Consider the following 18781-nt stretch of genomic DNA (forward strand, 5'->3'; position numbering starts at 1 on the left):
GAGAAATCAAAAAAATCATGAGGCTATCAATACAGGCGCCATTGACTGGGGCTTGCTCATAATTTTCGGCTACAAAACGTAGGGGCGAACCTGTGTGTTCGTTCAGTTCAGGGCTGACACACAGGTTTGCCCCTACAGTACAAAACCCAAGGAGGGAAACACATCAAATCTCCGGTTTTGATATATGGCCGAAAATTTGATCGACCCCCAGCAAGCATATATATTCCCCTGAATCAAAGAATTTTTTTCAATTGCCTGAAAGGGTTGTGAACAATGTAGGTTCAGTGGTCAATTCCATATGAAAACGATGGTTTTGAGGTGTTCGGATGGACAGACGGACACAGGGATGTCCATCGGATGACGTTGTTGTTTTAAAATACAAACCGATTGGTGTGGTAATTGGTACCACTGCGGGGATTGTGGCATGCGCCACCAGTTCGAATTTATTTTGAATGTCAGTGCGAGCTTTTCCAATGATGTGATTTACCAGTTCTCCCAGTGCTCCACGGACATCATCTGACATATAGTGTGTCGGAATCTCATCTTCTGGCATTCCCATGTTACGCAGAGCTGCAGTGACCAGTTCCAGGGCAGCATCTCCTGAAAAATTTAATACCATCAAGCCCTTATAGTTTCCCCAGAAATTTACAAAGGCGCCAATGTCTTCTGAAAGCTGAATTCCAGGAATAAACTGGGCTGTTTTGGACACTGAAACTTTAAGCTGGCATGAACGTTCAATCACTTCTTTCAAAGCATCTTTGAAAATACTGGCAATCGTCAAAATAGATGTATTCATAAAATCCTTTCAGGTAATAAAAACTTAAAATGCTATAATTTCTGAAAAAAATTGACTTCCGTCTGATTATATCATCTCAACGAACTTTCATAGAATTCATAAAAAATAAAAAATCATAAGAAGACTTCAACGGAATTGATCTGCTGTGTGTAATGTGTACCCTTTAAAACTCATAAGCATAAGCAATCGATGCCTGGTTGGCCCCCATGGTTTCGCCAGTCATCAATTGTTCTTCCACCATCACCGCAGTCGCATTGAAGGTCCAGGTCGAAGGACCTTTGTCCGGATTCCAGATCCAGGCATTGCTACCGCCCATTTGAGCCACAGGTTGCGCGGCAAAGCCTACCAGAACAGTTTTGAGGGTTTCACCAAATTCGTACATCACCACCAGATTTTCCTGGATCTTATCCAGATCACGCCAGTACCCGAAAGGTGTTGCCTCGTTTTCGTAAAACAACAGATGCGTGTTTTCAGGCACATGACTCAGATAACGGTATGAAACCACCGGCATGATAAACAGATTGCCAAACTTGCCTTCCAGTCCCCAGGAAGTTGCCATGTGTGTCACTGGAACCGACATCATTTCTGTGGCGGTTCCATCGGTGTAGAGATGGTTGAAATTCTTTTCATCAAAATAAATTATTTCACCCTTCAGGACAAAACTCCCCATGGCCGCATCCAGTTCCATGAATCCGAAATTGGTTTCCCTGGTAATTTCCGTAAAATTATCCACGAGGGATCCTGACGAAAAAGTAGAACTGACATTAGCTTGAGGATCTGTCGAAAAACTGAAACGGGCGTCATTCTGGGGATCGGCCCAGTGAAAAAAACCAAATGCGATATCAAAGGAATCCAGTGAAAGGCCATAGCGAAGCCCCCCTTGGGCTTGCAAAAATGTCTGGTCTTCACCTTTGCCGTTTTCTTCTTCAGCCGTGTACTGATCCCGGTAACGGGTAAATGCGGTGCCCACACTTTCCAGCTTGAACGGTGCGAGATAAAGGGTCACGGACTGGACATCCCCCTGCCATTGCCAGGTGAATGCCGGAACAGGTTGTTTTTCTGATGAGGAGTTGAATAAATCGCCAGTTCCCCCTTCCGTTTTGTTCAGCACATCCAGCACTCCGTTAAAATTGACTTTGCCCAGTTTTATCACCTGAAAACCTCCACGGATGGTATTGCGTCCGTTCCGATAATTCACATACGCTTCATGGACATTGAAGCCATACGCCTCGGAATATTTGTCAGCATCCTGTGTCTGGGAAAAATAGATAGAATAGCGGTAATAATGATTCCAGTTAGCGGAAGTGTTGAGCTTGAGTTCACCAGTATAACGGTTGATGAGTTTGTAATCCTGTGAATCCTCAACCACGCCGGGCAGATTATAACCGCCCATTTTCGTGTATTGGGTAGACGGGGTGATGGACCAGGTTTGCTTGAAGCGGAAGGTAGGAGTGTAAACCGGATCTGAAGCAGGCATAGCGGCAGGTGTTTCTGTCATCGAAGGATAAGCGTCCAGCATGGTTGGTGCGGCCTCCAGCATCGCAGGAGAACCGCCGGCATCCAGCCCGGGTTCAGTCAGTGAGGGTTCGGTGATTCCCGGATCAGGCTGTGCGAATTCTGCATCCAGGGCAGGTTCTTCAATGGTTGCGGGTGTTGATCCTACATCTGCGGGTTCCTGCCCCATGGACACTGGAACCATCAGTCCTGCCATCCCTGCCATAATAAAAAATCTCAACAAATTTTTATATAAAGGACGCATCATCTCTCTCCTGAAAAATACTGATTTGCGGGAAAATCAAAACTCTCCCATGAACATGCATAGGGGCACGATCAATAAACATGATTCGGATCAATCCGTCAGAAACAACACACTGGATCCTGCCGTTTGAAGAACAGGATCCTGTTTCATATCCAGATAAACCTGATATTTCCCGGATGCGTCTTTAGTGATATCTATCTGGGTTTCAAAAACATAGTTTTCTTCATTACCCTGAGTGCTACGGACCCGCACCACCGTGGCCATCCATTCGCCTGAGATCTGATAGTAGAACTGTGGAAAAAACCGATACACTTTCCGCATCACATTGCTGATGTAGTAACTGATCAGGACCGGAACTTTTTTCTGTTTGTGATAATAGGCAATCACCAGCTCATACTGGGAATCTCCTGCTTTTTTACGGGTGGTGATCTTGACATATTCAGGCGCTTTTTCCTGTTCCTCGCACACCGATTCATAATTGGGATCATCCAGTAACTTGAAATCATCCGTGTCAATATTGGTTCCACGAATTGTGCTGGAACTTTGATTGGCTTGAAAACTGGTGCATTCCGTATTGGCCGCGATTTCACATTCCGCGCATAAGAAACTGCGTTCTCCCCGACTCACTACACATTGTGGTGCGGTTTTGCCCTGAACAAAATTCACTCTTTTATACCCACCGTCCTGAACAATATGGGCTCGCTCAATTTTGGAGGTACGGATAGCAAGATTGGCCGCCGCGCATTCCTGTCCTTCACAGGGACTCATCCGTAGATGAGCGCTCAATTTTTCACGCAGAAGAGGATTGGATTCTTTGGACTGTTTGACAAACGCCTGAATTTTTTCCTGAGTATCCAGATCCTTGCAACCAATCGCCCACACTGAAAATGGAATCAGGGATATCAGTAAGGTCAGAATCATTTTTTGAAACTTCATATCAACTCCATGATTGATTTGAAAAATAGGCTTTAATGTTAAGGGTTCTCCTGAAACCCTCTTACTACAAAAAAGGAATTTCTGACAAGGATTTATCGAATAAAATAAAAACGGAGACAACATTTTTAATATAATTCTGATCCTTCATATACAAAGATGATATCCTGGACAAGAGTTTACTGCTCAAAAATCACTTTGTTTATTAAAATCCATCTGATAAACGAGAAAAGCCGGAGGTGATAATTTTTATAGAAAATTATCGCATACTTAACCAATGATCCATGTCAAGATCGCTCGGACAGAATCTTAAAGATCTCTCCCATTGGTCGAGATGACACACGAATTCGGTGTCACTTTTTTGTCAGGGGACATTATTTTTTAATGAACAATTTAAACAGGAGGCACTATGCAACCCTTCAAATCGGGTATGAAATGGTTAATGACAGGATTATTCGTGATCATGCTGAGCATGGTTTCAGGAAGTTCTGTTTTCGCGCAAAGTGCTGAGATGGAGTGGGATGACATTCCATTATCTACCGGGGATGCAAAACTATATCTAAACAGTTCAGAGAACACTGCCGACAGAGTAAACATATTCTATATCGGACCTGAAGACATCAGCATTTCACAGTACCGGATGTTTCAGAAAGCCTATGACTACAATGGCAATCTGCAGGATTTTTCTGTCAGTCCACCCCAGGCCACCAGCCGTTTTTATTTCAAACTGGGCAATGCGGCAAAATATCAGGTTGCCATTGGCGCCTTTGACAGCGTTGGCAATCTGCTTCACATGAGTGTGGCACGACAGCTTGATTCCAGTCTGTTGAACCGTGATATGGCCACGAAGCAACAGGCGGAACAACTGCGGGTTTCCAGCCAAATCGTGGTGATCAACGGACACCCCATGGCGGTGGTTCTTGATCCGCAGGAAGGCAGTTTTCCCTCCATGACCCTGAAGGCCTCCATTGTTGGTACTCCTGAAACACTGAGCGGATGGAGCATCGAACACGCAAGCATTGAAGAGTCTGGTCAGGCACAACAGATCAAACAGGTGACACAGTACAACAATGCCAGTGTCTGCGATCAGCCATTGGATATCGCCGTGCTGGTGGATGATTCCGTCAGTATGAAATCATCCACCACCTGGCTGTTTCCCAATCTGGAAGAGTTGTTTGTCAGTTTGCGGAATTCCTGCATGAACTGGCGGGTGAGCCTCAACGCGGTCACTCCTCAACGCGGAGTTCCGGCTGATTTTCAGGACAAATCGAGTGTTCTGCTGAAACAACTGGCGCAGGATTTCCGGTTTGATTCCGTACAGACGCCCTCTGCCGCCGAACTTCAAAATCTGCTGGAGTCCATGAACTGGAGAGAGAATTCCCGCAAGGTGGTTCTGCTGTTTGTGGATGACACCCTCGCGGGCAACGCGGACGATTACAACCAGTTGAGCCAATTATTGAAAGCCCGACAGATTCAACTGCATGGTTTCATGCCGCAACCCGATGTGATGATCCAGAAACTTGCGGGAAATTCTCAGGGAAGCATCCTTGAGCTGTATGACTCACCCACAACACTGCTGACCCAGTGGGGCGCACCCCGAAGAGAAACTGGCATCGTCTGGGACGCCTCCAATCTGGATACCGGCAAACCGCATCAGGGAACCCTGATTCTGACTGTCAAATCCGAGACCGGAACATCAGACCTCAGGCTTCCGTTTCAATACACAGCACCGGCTCCGCTCAAACTGCAATTGCTTCCACGAACCCGTCTGGTGAATCAGTCTTCCTGGGAACGTGAAACCGATCTGCCGCTCACCGTCAAAGTCAGTCAGCGTGATCCGGATATGACGCCCCCAAGAATGACCCTGCATTATCGGGATTCCCGGCAGGAAAACTGGCAATCGGTGCCCATGAACGGAATTGGCAATGAAGAGTACACTGGCGTTATTCCGGCTTATGACATGAACGTGTATGGCATTCATTATTACATTTCCGCTGAACTGGAGGGCGCAATCTGGACCCTGCCTTCTCAGGAACCTGAGCGTCAGCCGTTCAGTGTCGCAGTGACCCCCAATATGCCGCCACAGTTCAGCCATAAACCACCCACCGCATTGACGGAAGGACTGGATTATACCGTGCATGTGGAGGCCAGTGACGAAACCACCTTCATTTCCGCCATCCGGTTGTATTACCGTGTTGCGGGAACAGAACAATATACCCTGAATGAGCAGATTTTTGGCCGTCCCATGGTTTCCTACGAGGGCGTGATTCCAGGAAGTGCGGTCACTGCGGATGGACTGGAATATTATGTGGTGATTGAAGACAACAAACGGACCTATGCCACGATTGGTTCCCAGGATCAACCTGTTCAGGTGTTTTCTGTTTCTTCCAAACTGGATAAAGTCGCGTTTGAGCCAAAACAGAATGAAAGAATAGTCAACATTCCTATATCATCATCGAACGCATTAATGGGAAACGGTTTTTTCGTTACCGCGGATTCCATAACGCCAGTGGCAGGAGGTCAGGAAGCCTCAGGGAATGTATATATCGGAACCTCAGGAACCCCGCAATTATTGAGTTTCAGCGGCAAGATTAAAGTCGATTCCAATTTACAGACCTGGCGTAGTGTCACCAGCGGAACGCTGATCGCCAAAAATATCAAACGTAACAGAAACAAAGGCCCGGAGGATTTCAGATTGTTCATGGGAGCGCTGACAGGTGACAAATCGGTGATAACACCGGCTACCAATGGAAAGTATTATAACATGGAACCGGCGATTCCCAGCAACATGTTTCAAACCATCACCATGAACGGCACAACCGTCACATTGCCGCTGACCATTCAGGTCACACTGCTTGATGATACCTACGATATCCCGCTGAGCACCTTTCAACTGGATCAGGCGGGGGTGAAGTCCGGAGGCAAAGTGACCATTCCCCTGCCGGAGATTCCCCTGAAAAAAGATCCTAACAATAAAGACCCGAAAACCAACAAACCCAAAGCGAAGGTCGCGATCTCCAACGCCAAGGTCACCATTGATCTGATCGCTCTGTTTTTTGATATTTCCGGCACGGTAGGGTTTACCGATGAATACAAGGCGGCGGCCCAGACTGTTGAAGCCGCGGATCTGGCTGTCGGGGTCAGTTGGGACCCCTGGTACCTGAAATCCGTGGGGGTGGTGCTGTATCCCAAGGCCGGAGTCATGCGGTTTCCTTCGGGTCCGGTCGGCATGGAGCCTTCCGAGTTTGGCGTGAATTTTACCAACAATAGAACCAGTCAGGAAATTGAATTATCAACCAAAGCGGTATTACGGGATACAACGGGCTATATGGAGCAAATATCTGACAGCCTTGGTAAGGAGTTGTTGCAATATAATGCCGCTGGAATCATCTATATTCCTCCCCAAAATAACGTGCTCATGAAATTCACCGGGAATGGAAGATTTCTGGATTGGTCAATGTCCAATGCGGAAGCCTACCTCAAGAATAACGGCGTAGACTTTAAAATGAAGACCAACATTTGGGGAGTATTCGAGAGCACATTCAATGGCGGGGTCGGATCAGGCACATCATCTAAAAGGTGGAAATTATTTGGTCAATGGATAACAGAAGAATCCATCAAAACCTCAGCGAATTTCAGTGGGAACATGAAAGTCAAAATTCCTCGAAGTATTCCCCTTGTCGGTGGTAAAACGATAGGAAGTATTGGCGGAAGTGGTTCTGTGGACAAAGGAAAAAGGCGCAATTATATGTTTGACAAATGGTGGGATTGGAAATCCATCAATGAAGGGGAAATCAGAATTGAGACCGATTTCGGGGTGGCACGACTCTGGATTGAAACCCGATTTCTTCCGTCCTTGAAGCTGGATGGCGGAGCAAAATGCGGTTCGTGGATTTCCTGGCTGGGATGCCGGGTGATGGCGGGTGATCAGGCAGTCATGATCATGAGCCTTGGAAAACCTGGACCCTCCCGGAGTCTGTCGCCTGAAAAATCAAAATATCTGTTCACCAATGGCCGACGCCTGAGCGAGGAATATGTGACGATCACCCGTAAGGCTCCTGATGCCCTGATTGTGGTGCAGGGAACCAACGCGGTCATCCCTGAATTTGACGTGACCATGCCCGATGGCACAACAGTGTACCTGATGAAAAATCATCTGTTACGCACGGAGTTGACTCATCGGCAAACTGGCACAGACAGTACGGTTCCAGACCAACTGTTCAAATCCAGCGCGGAACGTAATGAAACCGTCTTCGCGTTCAAAACGCCCGCACTCGGCGATTACAAGGTCAGCATCAACAATGCGGATGCTCTCGGGGGGTATGAACTTCAGGTGGTTATGGGAAATAACGTCCCCACCTTCCAGATGAAAACCCTGAATCTGGTCTCCTCAGACGCTGACAAGTACAGTTTTGACATCACCTACGATCTGGATGACGCGGACGAGGAAGACACTATGGAGGTGAATTTTTATCTCACACGGGATCTGGATTTAGGCTCAGACAAAATTCCTTTGGTGGCTGGATACAAGGACAATCTGACTGAGATAAATTTTAATGAAAATCTGGACTCTCTCGGCACTGAGATGGCAACCCCCGAGGAAGCGGAACAACAGACAGAGGCACTGGAAGACGCAGGGCTGAACAAGCGTGGAACCAATCTGGGAGTGCTTGCCGCGGTAGACCGCCAGATGCTGGATTCAGCATATTACGATGTGATCGCGGAAGTGCTGGATGGCAACTCGCAGACATTTTACAGTTGGAGAAAATCTCAGGGAGGCAGTTCCGGGAAACTGTCACGGCACTCCGCACTCCGACAACTGGACAGCGGCCAGATTGAGGTTCCTGAGCCTTCCCGTGTGACCGGTCAGCAGGACAGTAACGTGTTTGCGCTACAGCAGGCCAGTCCGCCGGCAAAAGTGACCGGTGTTTCCGCCACCGCGCAGGATACATCGGCCCTGATCCGCTGGACAGCACCCACAGAAACCAACCTGAGCAGTTTAACCATCACGGTGGAAGATCTGACCGATACCACGCTCCCCCAACTGCATTACGTGGCAAATCCCTCTGCCGCCTCTTATGAAGTGACGGGTCTGGTCAATGGACATAACTATGGAGTGACCACAATCGTGACCAATAGTGACGGCACCGGCAGTCTGCCCAGTGATTTTGTGCGGGTCACGCCCGGCGGTGCTGGCGAAAACGGAACACCGGATCTGGTCATGAATCTGAACGAATCCAGGCTGGTTGTCGCGTCCAACTTCAAAAGCGCGAAAATCACCATGAAAGTGACCAATATCGGAAACAGGACGGCAACCAGCGCGGGAATGCGGGTTTATTTTGTGGGTTTGACCAATGAGCATGTGGTCATGGAATCTGACACGGCCATCAACTCGTTGGAACCAGGCGCGTCTCAAACCATAGAAATGGAGGTCACACCGGGAATTCTCGCCAACTTCCTGTTGAAGAACAATCCCTTCAATCTGCCCAACCAGCCGGTTCAGTTCAAAATTTATAACACCGCGCCGCTGGAGATACGCACCGATAACAATGTCGGAATATTGACCCAAGCCCAGTTTGAGAATGAAGAGTCCATTCAGGTCAACCTCAGCGCTGGCTGGAACCTGATCGCTCCACCGGTCGCGACTTCCATCACCGCGACGGCCAATCCGTTGTTTCCGGCCAATAATTTTGATTCCCTGTTTGGTACGGAGGCTGAAATCTGGACCTTCCGCAACAAGGAATGGTATTCCTATAACAGCAATCTGGCATCGGGTTCGCTCCAGCAGATCATGCCGGGAGAATCGTTCTGGGTCTATGTGCCAACAAGTAAGACCGTGAGCTACACCGGCGTGCCGTATCCGTTCAATCCTGACTCAGTCGCGGCCAAAATCGCGTTCAAACTGCTGGCCACCGATTATGACAAACTGACCGATAAAGGGTTGACTCCGGAACAGATCAGTAAAATTGACGGATTGTTTGACAAGGATTATGGCTCCATTGAGGAATTCCTGATTGCGATAAAAGGAATGCTGGATGCTGATGAAGCTGAAACTTTTGGTCCCGCGATTGGAGAAGTCGCTCAAAAAGACAATTCCTGGCAGATGATTGGTGTGGGTCAACACATTGACAATCCGCATCAGGTGTATAATGGCACGGTTTGGGTGGCCCGCAATGGCCAATGGGTGAAAAACCCTGATTCTGTAGAACCCGGCGAAGGCCTGTGGTTGCACCTGAATTAAACGTTGAAAACAGGGTGGTTGGGGCATGTAGGGGCGACCCGCCGGTCGCCCTGTGCCAACAAAATGAACGAACCTGAAATTTGTTTTGGGTGGAATATCTGGGCGATCCGCCGACCCCCACCCTGACATGTGGGCATTGCGGTAGGGGCGACCCGCCGGTCGCCCTTTGGGAAATGCATTAACAACCCTGATTTGTTTTTTGGGGAGGATGAATAACAGGGCGACCGGCCGGTCGCCCCTACCGCAACGTATTTAACAATCCTGAAATTTGTTTTGGGTGGAATAACAGGGCGACCGGCCGGTCGCCCCTACCATGACATTGGCAATATTTGGGCGACCGGCGGGTCGCCCCTACGGCAACGCAATGAACGAACCTGAAATTTGGAGGAATTATGAAAAAATTGGTTTTGTATCTGAATGTTTTGTTGGTCCTGTTGATAACCTCAGGTTGTGGAGATTTATTCAGCAAAAAGAAAGGAAACACTGACAACGAACTGCCCCCCTGCATCCCCGGCATTGACACGGGCCTGCCGTGCAGTGGCGACGACACCCCTGCAACAGATGAAACCCCGACGGCCCGCAAGAAATAAGATCCCCACTTCCCACTCCAGACTCCGGTGAAGGCCGGAGTCTGCCGCTCACAATTCCAGATGTTTGAGTGACATTTTTTTATCCCGCGTCACGATAGCGATTCCCGTGATCTTTTCCGTTAATAACATAAGCATGTCACATTCCCCAAACCTGAATGGTCTTGCCTTCAAAGAATTCTGTTCTGTGCCAGATTTTGTCGTCCCATGATTTTTCGGGGTCTTTGTCAAACAGCACCAGATGACCGTCTTCGGTACCGGAGATGTCCATGTAGTTCCAGGTTTGCCGGAGTCCGTCAGCCAGCACTTTCTCCAGCGCTTGCCGATGTGGGACTTTCAGTTCGATCACGGTCTTCTGTGTGCCTCCGCTGAATGGCCAGATCACCAGCAGGTCGGTGCGTTTCAAGCCGAGTCCGTATTCCCGTTCAAGGCGTCCGCCACCATTGATAATACGCTGGAGAAATGCCTGCATCAGCAATTGCGGACCGGCTTCCTTGTATTGAAACCGTTCCAGCCACGACTGGGAATGCTCCCGAAAAAATTCCTGGAACGCGCCCAGCAGTTTGCCGGTGTCCAGGCGACCATCAGGCAAGACATACCAGGCGGTTTGCTGAACCATGGTCTCCTGGGTGGTCTGCGTCAGCGTTCTTGGAATGATTTCCTTGTAGATGGCATTAGCAATTCTCAATTGTGGTTTCCTCACAATCAATCCCAGGTCGGTCACGTACTGGATATCATCTTCAGGCAGGGATTGGGGATCAGCGCCGGTCAATATCAGGTTCATGATGTTCCTGACCCTGGGTTCCAGCAGTTTGTCCGCCAGTTGATCCAGATGGGTTTCCCGTCGCAGAATCAGGTTTTCCTTGGCCTGTAGAATATGTTCCCGGGTAAGGGCAATTGTGCGATCACGGTTTTCTTCAATTTCAAAGGTCACTTCATAGGCCAGGGCGTTGACCAGCCAGGGCTGGCCTTCAGTCAGATCCCATGCGGACTGAATCGCCTCAGGCGTGAAAACCTGTCCGGATTCATGAGAGTGTTCCATATATAAACGATGAATTTCCTCCTGAGAAAAATTACCCAGTGTCAGGGATTTTGCCTTGATATTGAAGGCACTTCCGCCGGTGATCACTGTTTTGCCCTCATCGGTGTGCATCCGGTAATCCCGCACGTCTCGCACTCCGCATAAAACAACTGTTTGGGGAAACGATTCCGGACGGTCGGTGTATCCTGCTCTCAATTGCCTCAACACAGAAATAAGGGTATCGCCCACCAGTGAATCGATTTCATCCAGCAACAGAACTGTTGGTTTCGGGGAACGTCGGCTCCATTGAGTGAGCAGTTCTTTCAAGGCTTCCTGGGGTTGCCATTGTTCCTGAATGGATTTGCGGATTTCAAGCAGTGATTCATCTTCCAGCCTGTTCCTTGCGGCGGAGGCGACCGCGTCCATGATGGAAAAAACACCGGCCCTGACATCTTCCCTGGCGGCCTGAGCGCCTTCCACATTGAGTGAAATATATCGTGGAATTTCCAGAATGCAAAAAGATCGCTCACATTTGGCAACTTTTATGCCGCCCATTCCTTCAAAGAGGTGATAATCTTCACTGTTATTTATCGTCGCTGTCCCAAAAGAGACATGTTACCGTCTTGACAACGGCTTCCTGTCTTTGTCAAGAATCCTCTGTGACCGGGGCAGAGATGTTTCATGTCATGTTCTAACAAAATCCGGATTCTGTGGAACCCAATGAAGGGCTGTGGCTGCACCTGAAGTAAATAATGATCTGGTGAATATGAAAGGAGAACATTATGAAAAATGTCATGTTAAAATCAATAGTTCTTGTGGTTGCATGGGCCTTCATCATGCCGGGATGTCAACCGGAAGAAGAGGAAAAAACAACCACTACCAGCACACAACAGAAACAGGTTCAGGAAACGTTCACGCAGAATACAAGCATTGTTTTGACTAATTCAATCATTGATCTTCCGGACAGTCTGACCGCCTCCTCATCTTCAAGTCGGGTTATCTTCGCAGAACGGCGCGAAGATGGCGGCATTGCGGGAATTTACTCTGGGATCACGCATTACGTGAGCATGGCGGAACAAATCAAAGACTTTGTCAAAGAGATCATGACCGGCATTGTGGCCCACGATGTTCTACAAAATGTGGCGCCCGGTGAATTGGTGGATGTCCCAAAGGATTCAAGTGATCCTGACGCGCCTACGCAGATCATGGTGGAGCAATTGACAGGAGAAACCTATGAATGGAAAGTCTCTTTGTATTTTAATGATGTGACCACTCAACCGGGAATGATTGCCCGTTTTACGATTATTGGCGAAAGCGCCAAAGGTCGTATTTTATGGACCAATACGGAAGAAAGCGAAGAACTGGTCAGTGCGGGAATCACTGGAGTTTCAATCACTCGAAGCATTGATGTGACGTTTGACGCGACAGCCGCCACAAAAACAATGGAAGTCAAACTGGTGCAGGATCTGACTCAGTTGAGAACCTATGCGGAAACGAACTGGGCATCCCTCAGTTCAACCCAGAAATCAGCAATGGATCTGGGGCAACCTGATAAAGTTTTCGTGATGGTGACCTATGACGGTACAGAGTTCGTCATCAATGGAACTTCCTGGCATCCCGGATGGGCAATAGAAGCATCTCTGAATAACGAAAACTCATTTTGGGGAGAAGGTCGAAGCATGTATGTGTTTAAGGCCAAGGCTATTGAAGCCACAACCGAAGGAGCCAAGCTGTATCTTGCGTTGCCCGTGGAAACCACCACCGATGTGAGCAATATATTCACAACCGATTCCGTGAGCGCTGTGTTTGGCAACCTGATGTTAAGTCAGGTGAATACTCAGATCGCAAAACGTCTGGATGAGGTGGATGATGCGGATATCAAGGGGACTGCCGCGGCAGAAAAACAGGAAGGTTTTTATATGTATTACTGGATGCTGGGAAGCGGATTGCCTGTGGATGCTCTGGCTGTGCATGGAAACACCTTCACTCAGGCTGAAGTCACAGCGGCGGCGGCATTCTGGAGTGGAAGTACCGGCATATCCGCCCTGTATTCAACGGATTACAATCGTGATGGTACGGTCGATTATCATGATTTCAACACTGTATTTGGTACTCTGGGAACTATCTTGAAAACCACCTATTATTATATGACCATGGCACCTGTGGCTGTCCGGAAATTCAATGCGGGAACCCAATTGACCCTTGCTGATCTCGAATCATTTATCAAGGCGGACGCGTCAGATGACAACAGCAAACAGAGTTTTCAGTCAGCGTACAATTCCATCAAATACATGATCAATCCTGCTTATTACAGGGATGGAACAGGATTTTTGGGTACCTATGACGAAACAAACAGCATTTTTTACAAGTATGTCAATAATACCTTATCTGCCAGTTCGGATGAATCCAGCATCAGTGATCTCAAATCTCTGGATTTAAGCTCCATCATCCCCTATGTTCCGGCGGATGTTGTCAGGGCGGCTATCAAAATAGAATAATACGCTTTATCACACCTGACGTAAGTTCTGGGCAATGATTTAATACTCAGGAGTAAAGTGTCCTTCCATTTAAGAAATTCTTCTCTAAAAAAATCCCCCTTTACAAAAAGGGGGGCATGGGATTTAACGCATAGAGTTACATCCCCCTAACCGATGATATCGAAAACCGCCAGACCAGAGCCTGTTTGGTTCAGACAGTTTTTTCCCCGGAGATTAGTCCCCTATTTTGCATATCCAGTCCTGAACATGAAATATCGAATGCCGAATGAGAAAAACAGTCATTTTCAGCACACCTCATGATTCGAAATTCCTTATCAATCACCTCAGACTCTGGTACATGCCAGAGTCTTCCGACATGATTCCACGTCAAAGCAAATATTTCTGCTGAGAATGCCTTAATTTTAGGCATGATCGAGAATGGTTGATTATTTTTTATCAACCTCACGCCAACGTCAACTCGCCTAAAAATGTTTTTAAATCAAATTATTCCAGTGTCTTACATTTTGTTAAAAAGAATGGCACACCTTCTGCTCAAAGGAATACAAGTTCATTTTAGAACTCTTAACAACTGATTCCCTGATCTGCCTCGAGCAACGGGTGAGGTAACACAAAGATTCAGGCTATTCATTAAGTAACGGGATCGGGGAATTGGTTTTTAATAACCTATTATTCAATTAAGGAGTCAGATGGAATTTTCAGCAGAAATGAAATATGTCCTGGATACAATCTGGTTGTTGATCAGCGGAAGTCTTGTCATGTGGATGGCCGCAGGTTTTGCCATGCTTGAGGCCGGATTGGTAAGAACCAAAAACGTCACAGCGATTTTGACAAAAAATGTGACCTTGTACGCGCTTGCGTGTATTGCGTATTATATCATCGGCTACAACCTGATGTATGGTTCAGGCAATGCCGTTTTGGGGATGGGTTTGTTCATGTCAGACATCACCAATGATAAACATAGTGTGATTGCGGACTTTTTCTTTCAGGTCGTGTTTGTGGCAACCGCCGCATCGGTTGTTTCAGGAGCTGTTGCTGAACGGATCAAATTCTGGCCATTCATGATTTTTACCCTGATTCTGACTTCAATCATTTATCCCATTCAGGGGCATTGGTCATGGGGTGGTAGCGCCTTGGGCGGATTGATGGATGGATTCAAGGATTTCGCAGGTTCAACCATCGTTCACTCTGTTGGTGGATGGGCGGCTCTGGCAGGTGTGTTACTGCTCGGACCTCGCAAAGGAAAATATGACGCACAGGGACGTGTCCATCCGATTCCAGGTTCCAATTTGGGAATGGCAACTCTCGGAGCCTTGATTCTGTGGCTTGGATGGTTTGGTTTCAATGGCGGATCACAATTGGCCATGGGATCAAAAGCAGATGTGGATGCAATTGCCAATGTGATTGCCAATACAAATATCGCGGCTTGTGCAGGAGCCGTAGTGGCAATGATTCTGACCCAGATTCTGTATAAAAAAGTGGATCTTACCATGGTGTTGAACGGTGCCTTGGCTGGATTGGTTGCAATCACTGCCGGCCCCGACTATCCAAACATGGGAATTTCCATTCTGATTGCTTCTATCGGTGCGGTTCTGGTGGTGTTTGCAGTTCCTTTCTTTGATAAAATGAAAATTGATGATCCAGTCGGAGCATTGTCTGTTCACCTCGTCAATGGAATCTGGGGAACTCTGGCGGTTGGAATCTTCAACCCTGACGCCTCTCTGTTCGCGCAAATCAAAGGGATTGTGATTGTCGGAATATTCACTTTTTCATGCAGCCTGGCAATCTGGTCATTGATCAAAATGACAGTCGGCATTCGGGTTCCTGAAGAAGAAGAATACGAAGGTTCAGATATCGCTGAATTCGGATTGGAAGCATATCCTGAATTTGTGGCTGGTAAAAACTGATTTCACACATTCTTCTTAAATCCTCCTCAGCGGGAGAGGCGTGGTCCTCTCCCGTTTTCATTTGCAGGAAACCAACTTTATCCTTTTCATTTCATTCCCTTCCGCTATCGCACTCCCAATAATCCACATTGATTGAGCATCTTCAAAATCCTGTACCTTGAATTTTCCCTTGTTTCCTCTTAGAGTCCGCCTTCGTTCATTTTTTAAATCCACTCGGATCATCAAAAGCAGGAGACATGCTAAATCTCAATTTATTAAATCCCCAACAACGCGAAGCTGTGGTGACCAGCAACGGCCCCATCCTGTTGCTGGCAGGTGCCGGAAGCGGAAAGACCCGGGTGATCACCAACCGCATTGCGTATCTTGTGCAAAACAAACAGATTCCACCGTCAAAAATTCTGGCAGTGACCTTCACCAACAAGGCGGCCAATGAGATGAAAGAACGGGTTAAGACACTGATTGGTCCTGATACCCGTTCCCCTTACATCAGCACCTTTCATTCCCTGTGTGTCGATATTTTACGCAAATCCATTGAACATCTCGGATTCCGCTCCAACTTCATCATTTATGACGAACACGATCAGCAGAAAGTAATCAAAGGCATACTCGAGGACTATGATCTGGAAGGATCTGATCTGAATGATGTCAAAATTGCGCATTGGGAAATTGGCCAAGCCAAAACACACGGCAAAACACCTCAGCATTTTCTGGAAATGCAGGGCTCACCCCGGGCCTTGATGCTGGGGCGGATTTTTCAGGAATACCAGCGGATTCTCAAAGGATGCAACGCCATTGACTTTGATGACATCCTGAACCTTGCACTCACTTTGTTTGAAGAACATTCCGGCGAAATGGAACCCATCCGGCAACGTTACCAGTATATCATGGTGGATGAATATCAGGACACCAACCGGATGCAATATCGCCTGTTGCTTCATTTATGCCGACATTCTCGGAATCTTTGTGTGGTGGGCGATGATGACCAGTCCATCTATGGCTGGCGCGGTGCGGATATCCGCAATATTCTGGATTTTAAAAAAGATTTTCCTGAAGTAAAAATCATCAAACTCGAACAAAATTACCGCTCAACCCAGATCATTCTGGATGCCGCGAATCAGGTGATTTCCAACAACACCGAACGCATGTCGAAAAAACTCTGGGCTCAGAGCGCCTCTGGAGCAAAACTGGAATGGATTGAGGCCACCGATGAATCGGATGAAATGCAGAAAGTGATTGATCGCATCAAAATCCAGCGGCTCAAACACCAGCGTAAATATATGGATTACGCGATTCTTTACCGCTCCAATTTCCAGTCCCGTGTCATTGAGGAAGCAATGCGCGAAAACAATATTCCATACCTGGTGGTTGGAGCCACCAGTTTTTATGACAGGAAGGAAGTCAAGGACGCACTCGCCTATTTACGGCTGATTTATAATCCACGGGATGAGGTCAGTCTGCACAGGGTGATCAATTACCCCAAACGCGGTATCGGGCAGTCATCGCTGATTCATGCCAACGAATGTTGCCGGGAATCGGGGAGGCCCCTGTTTGAGATCATGAGAAACGCAAGCAGACATGCGTCCATAGCCAAAGAAGCAGCGCATTCCATGGAGAATTTTGTCAGAATCATTGACGATTTCCGCCGTCAGTTTGAGGAACAGCCATTGAATGTTGTGTTTCGCAGAATTACCGACCAACTGGGCCTGGTTCGGGAACTGGAAAAACAATCCGGCGATGCCAAGGCCAGAGAACGAAAAATCGCCTGTCTGCATGAATTGTTACGGTCTATTGATTTATACACCAGCCAATATCCTGACCGCAAACTCAAGGACTATCTGGAGCGGATCATGCTTTTTTCCCGTGATGACGACAACAATGACAGTGAAAAAGACGCTGTGACACTCATGACTCTGCACAGTGCCAAAGGGTTGGAGTTTCCCAATGTTTTCATGGTCGGCATGGCTGAAGGCGTGTTTCCCAACAAACGAACCATTGATGAAGGCGGCGAACATGAAGAACGCCGGTTGTGTTATGTGGGAATTACCCGGGCTCGCAAGGAACTTACATTTTCCATGGCTCGTGAACGAAAACGCTATGGAGAGGTTATCCGCCAGGAACCATCCCGATTTTTGAAAGAAATTGACCCTGAACTGTTTCTGATTCCAATCGGCACAAAAATAAGCGGGGCTCAGAAAGAAGAAAAACGGATACAGGCACGTTCCGATTTCTTTGCGGCCATTCAATCCTTAAAATCACAACCAGGAACAGGAGGAAAATGATGAAACCATTGCATCTGATGATCATGATGACTCTGTGGGGCAGTCTGACAACCGGCTCACTCATGGCTGAAACCAAAGTATTGATCCTTGGGGATTCCCTGACGGAAGGCTTTGGCGTGGGAAAGGAAGAAGCGTTTCCGGCCCGTTTGCAAACTTCCTTGCAGGATCTGGGTCGAAAAGATGTGCTGATCGTCAATGCCGGCATCAGCGGTTCCACGAGTGCCAGTGCGTTATCCCGCTTGCGGTGGTACATGAAAAATAAACCGGATATCCTGTTGCTGGCTCTTGGCGGCAATGATGGTTTGCGAGGACTCGATGTGGAACAAATGCGAAAACATCTGGCCGGCACCATTGAATACGCCATGAAAAACAAGGTGAGGGTCCTTCTTGCGGGAATGAAAATGCCCTTCAATTACGGCGAGGCTTATACCCTGGCGTTCGAACAGGTATTTTTTGATCTGGGAAAACAATATGAGATTCCCCTGATTCCCTTTTTACTGGAAGGTGTGGGCGGACAACCTGAAATGAACTTGCCTGACGGCATCCATCCAACACCACAGGGACATGAAATCATTGCCGGAACCGTCATGAAATACCTGCTCCCCCTGCTGGATCAACCCTAGGAGTTTGTCTGACTTAAAAACTCGATTTGTGCAGGTACTTTTTTAACCACGAAAAACACGAAGGAAAAAAGGGCATATTTACAAGAAAACTTGAAAAATAGGGGTTCACTGAGGAATTCATTTGATAATGAAAAACAAGA

At 47.6% G+C, this 18781-nt stretch carries 10 protein-coding genes; 6 read left to right on the top strand and 4 right to left on the bottom strand.

The window, feature by feature from the left end; translation table 11 throughout:
- Positions 1-247 precede the first annotated feature (247 nt).
- The 3 genes from HQM11_01905 to HQM11_01915 all read right to left on the bottom strand — a co-directional run bounded on the left by HQM11_01905 (position 248) and on the right by HQM11_01915 (position 3491).
- A complete protein-coding gene (locus HQM11_01905) occupies positions 248-796 on the bottom strand; it encodes a DUF3334 family protein (protein MBF0349750.1) in 549 nt (182 codons plus the stop codon).
- Positions 797-959: 163 nt separating this feature from the next.
- On the bottom strand, positions 960-2558 hold the full coding sequence (locus HQM11_01910; protein ID MBF0349751.1) for a hypothetical protein: 1599 nt from the start codon (positions 2556-2558) through the stop codon (positions 960-962).
- A gap of 87 nt (positions 2559-2645) precedes the next feature.
- Positions 2646-3491, bottom strand: coding sequence for a hypothetical protein (locus HQM11_01915; GenBank protein MBF0349752.1), 846 nt, complete (start codon positions 3489-3491; stop codon positions 2646-2648).
- Between the two features lie 406 nt (positions 3492-3897).
- Between HQM11_01915 and HQM11_01920 the strand changes: the two genes are divergently transcribed.
- Entirely contained in the window at positions 3898-9729 is a 5832-nt protein-coding gene (locus HQM11_01920) for a VWA domain-containing protein (protein MBF0349753.1), read from the top strand.
- 392 nt (positions 9730-10121) lie between these two features.
- Positions 10122-10319 (top strand): hypothetical protein, encoded by a 198-nt coding sequence (locus HQM11_01925; protein MBF0349754.1) that lies wholly within the window; start codon positions 10122-10124, stop codon positions 10317-10319.
- 136 nt (positions 10320-10455) lie between these two features.
- Here HQM11_01925 and HQM11_01930 read toward each other — a convergent pair whose 3' ends face one another.
- Positions 10456-11892, bottom strand: coding sequence for an ATP-binding protein (locus HQM11_01930; protein ID MBF0349755.1), 1437 nt, complete (start codon positions 11890-11892; stop codon positions 10456-10458).
- Between the two features lie 227 nt (positions 11893-12119).
- Between HQM11_01930 and HQM11_01935 the strand changes: the two genes are divergently transcribed.
- From HQM11_01935 to HQM11_01950, 4 genes are all read left to right on the top strand, one after another.
- Positions 12120-13835 carry a hypothetical protein gene (locus HQM11_01935; protein ID MBF0349756.1) on the top strand — a complete coding sequence of 572 codons (1716 nt, stop codon included), beginning with the start codon at positions 12120-12122 and terminating at the stop codon, positions 13833-13835.
- 686 nt (positions 13836-14521) lie between these two features.
- Positions 14522-15739, top strand: coding sequence for an ammonium transporter (amt, locus tag HQM11_01940; protein ID MBF0349757.1), 1218 nt, complete (start codon positions 14522-14524; stop codon positions 15737-15739).
- A 236-nt stretch (positions 15740-15975) separates the two neighbouring features.
- Complete coding sequence (locus HQM11_01945) at positions 15976-18018, top strand: UvrD-helicase domain-containing protein (GenBank protein ID MBF0349758.1); 2043 nt, start codon at positions 15976-15978, stop codon at positions 18016-18018.
- Positions 18018-18641: an arylesterase gene (locus tag HQM11_01950; protein MBF0349759.1), complete on the top strand. Its 624-nt coding sequence runs from the start codon at positions 18018-18020 to the stop codon at positions 18639-18641. Before HQM11_01945 ends, HQM11_01950 begins: the two co-directional genes overlap by 1 nt.
- Positions 18642-18781 lie beyond the last annotated feature (140 nt).

This window comes from SAR324 cluster bacterium, assembly GCA_015232315.1.
In the GTDB taxonomy this organism is placed as follows: Bacteria; SAR324; SAR324; order SAR324; family NAC60-12; genus JADFZZ01.

Coding starts and splice junctions, on each gene's coding strand:
- HQM11_01905 (MBF0349750.1), bottom strand. CDS start 796: ATGAATACATCTATTTTGACGATTGCCAGTATTTTCAAAGATGCTTTG.
- HQM11_01910 (MBF0349751.1), bottom strand. CDS start 2,558: ATGATGCGTCCTTTATATAAAAATTTGTTGAGATTTTTTATTATGGCA.
- HQM11_01915 (MBF0349752.1), bottom strand. CDS start 3,491: ATGAAGTTTCAAAAAATGATTCTGACCTTACTGATATCCCTGATTCCA.
- HQM11_01920 (MBF0349753.1), top strand. CDS start 3,898: ATGCAACCCTTCAAATCGGGTATGAAATGGTTAATGACAGGATTATTC.
- HQM11_01925 (MBF0349754.1), top strand. CDS start 10,122: ATGAAAAAATTGGTTTTGTATCTGAATGTTTTGTTGGTCCTGTTGATA.
- HQM11_01930 (MBF0349755.1), bottom strand. CDS start 11,892: ATGGGCGGCATAAAAGTTGCCAAATGTGAGCGATCTTTTTGCATTCTG.
- HQM11_01935 (MBF0349756.1), top strand. CDS start 12,120: ATGAAAAATGTCATGTTAAAATCAATAGTTCTTGTGGTTGCATGGGCC.
- amt (MBF0349757.1), top strand. CDS start 14,522: ATGGAATTTTCAGCAGAAATGAAATATGTCCTGGATACAATCTGGTTG.
- HQM11_01945 (MBF0349758.1), top strand. CDS start 15,976: ATGCTAAATCTCAATTTATTAAATCCCCAACAACGCGAAGCTGTGGTG.
- HQM11_01950 (MBF0349759.1), top strand. CDS start 18,018: ATGAAACCATTGCATCTGATGATCATGATGACTCTGTGGGGCAGTCTG.